Source organism: Pseudoalteromonas sp. TB51 (genome assembly GCF_000498055.1).
Classification (GTDB): Bacteria; Pseudomonadota; Gammaproteobacteria; order Enterobacterales; family Alteromonadaceae; genus Pseudoalteromonas; species Pseudoalteromonas atlantica.
Genome location: NZ_AUTO01000093.1, coordinates 1 through 2,144 on the forward strand (window position 1 = coordinate 1; position 2,144 = coordinate 2,144).

The following is a 2,144-nucleotide window of genomic DNA, read 5'->3' on the forward strand; positions in this document are numbered from 1 at the left end:
TTGTACACTGTAGCTGCCATCAGGTAATTCTGGGCTGATTGCTTGCCAATTGCCGTTGACATCCACGGTAGCGGTGAGCGGTGTTTCATCGCCATTACTGTCGGTGATTACAATGTTTACAACTGTGCCTTCTGGCTCAGTTGAAGTACCACTAATAAGTGGAGTACTGTCGTTACCAAGTCCCAGTGCATCCACAGTTACAACTGGGGTAATGGTATCTACATTGCCACTGCTGTTGGCGGTACTTTCATTGCCTGCGGCATCAGTAATACTGGCCGTTACAGTAAAGTCACCTTGTGCCAGCGCACTGGGCACTTCAATATCCCAATGCCCATCCGTGCCAACGGTGGTGGTAATGGTTTGCACAGCGCCGTCACTGTCGGTCACNGCCGCCAATTTCGTTACTGGTGCCTTGTAATGTCGGGGTTAAGTCATTTACATCACCCACAGTTTGCATAGTTAATGTGGGTGCTTGCGTATCGATGGTGGCGGTTTCACTCACGGTGGTTTCGTTGCCTACGCTGTCGCGTACGCTCACTTCAATCGTGCTTTCACCTTCACTGAGTGGTGTCGCTGGTGTGGCGCTCCACTCGCCGTTGGCATCAACAAGGGCGGTAATGGTTTGTGGGTTACCGTCACTGTCGGTCACCACAATCGTTACTTGTGCGCCTTCGCCTGCGTCACTTGTACCGCTGATTATAGGCGTGTTGCTATTGCTTTGTGCATCCACCTCAACTGTGAGTGTAGGTGGTGTGTTATCAAAGTCATCTGAGCTGATTGTGCGTGTGTTCCCTGCTGCATCTGTGGCTGTGGCAATCACAGAGCCTACATCCAGTAGTGATACATCAAGCCCCACCAAAGACCAATTACCGTTGGCATCGGTTGTGGTGGTGTAAGTTACACCGACTCCCCNCCCGCCAATAAGTTGCTCGGTGATGGTGATTTCACTGCCTGCTGGCAGGTCAGACGTACCACTGAGGGTAACCAATAAACCAAGCTCGAAGGTTGGCGTAAAGGCAAGAGCCGGTGGAGTTACATCCACTTCACCGCTGTCTGTCCCTGTGCCCGTGTTGCCCGCTGCATCCGTGATGCTCGCGCTGACGCTGTAACTCCCTTCGGCTAAATCAGTCGCTGGGGTGGCACTCCAATTACCATTGGCATCGGTTTGTACATCAATAGTTTGTACGGCATTGGCTGCATCGGTAAAGGTTATCGTGACGGTGCTGTTTGGTGCATCACTGGTGCCCGTAACCGTTGGCGAGCTGTCGTTGGTGAGCGCTGGTGCATCCACACTCACACTTGGCGCGGTGGTATCGATGTTACCGCTGCTGCTGATATCCGTGCTGTTACCTGCATCATCGCTAATGCTGGCCTCAATGCTGTAAGGCCCTTCTGCAAGTGCCGTCGGCACTTCGACTGAGAAGTTGCCGCTCGCATCCACGGTGGTGGTAAAGGTTTGCTGGGCTCCTAAATCATCGATAACCGTAAAGGTGATCACGGTGCCTTCAACCGCATCACTGGTGCCGCTTAGGGTCGGTGTAACATCGTTACTTGAACCTGGGCTGGTTAAATCAAGCGTTGGCGCAATGGTATCAACCTCCCCTGCGCCTGTGGCGGNGGTCGCTGTGTTACCCGCTGCATCGCTTACGCTTGCACTTAGGGTATAACTGCCCTCAGCCAGGGCTGTTGTAACCGGCACTGACCATGTACCAGTTGCGCCTACTGTGGCGGTAATGGTTTGCTGTGCACCGGCATTGTCTGTCACAACAATTGTCACTTCACTGCCTTGTGGCGCATCACTTGTGCCGGAGATCGTCGGTGTTGTGTCGTTGCTAACGCCGTTATCTGTAATAACAAGACTCGGTGGGGTTAAATCAATCTCACCGGTTTCGCTCGCGCTGCCGATATTACCCAGACCATCGTCTACCTCGGCGGTCACTGTGTATTCACCTTCAGCTAATTCACTCGGCGCATCAACGCTCCACACGCCACCGGTTACGGTGGTATCAACAGTCGTAATATTCCCCGCACTGTCTTCAAACGTTAAGCTAATGGTGGTGCCATCGGCTGCATCGCTTGTCCCATTAATGGTTGGTGTGGTGTCGTTGGTATCAACCAAGGTATTAATGCTAATGCTTGGCGCG

At 52.8% G+C, this 2,144-nt stretch carries 2 protein-coding genes; both read right to left on the reverse strand.

Translation table 11 applies throughout. The features are described 5' to 3' along the window. The coding region (locus tag L650_RS23580) for an Ig-like domain-containing protein (protein ID WP_223230530.1) at positions 1-387 on the reverse strand (387 nt) is incomplete at its 3' end. Beyond that, positions 374-2,144: Ig-like domain-containing protein (locus L650_RS0104450; protein ID WP_174380476.1), on the reverse strand; the 1,771-nt coding region annotated here is incomplete at its 5' end. The genes L650_RS0104450 and L650_RS23580, both read right to left, overlap by 14 nt.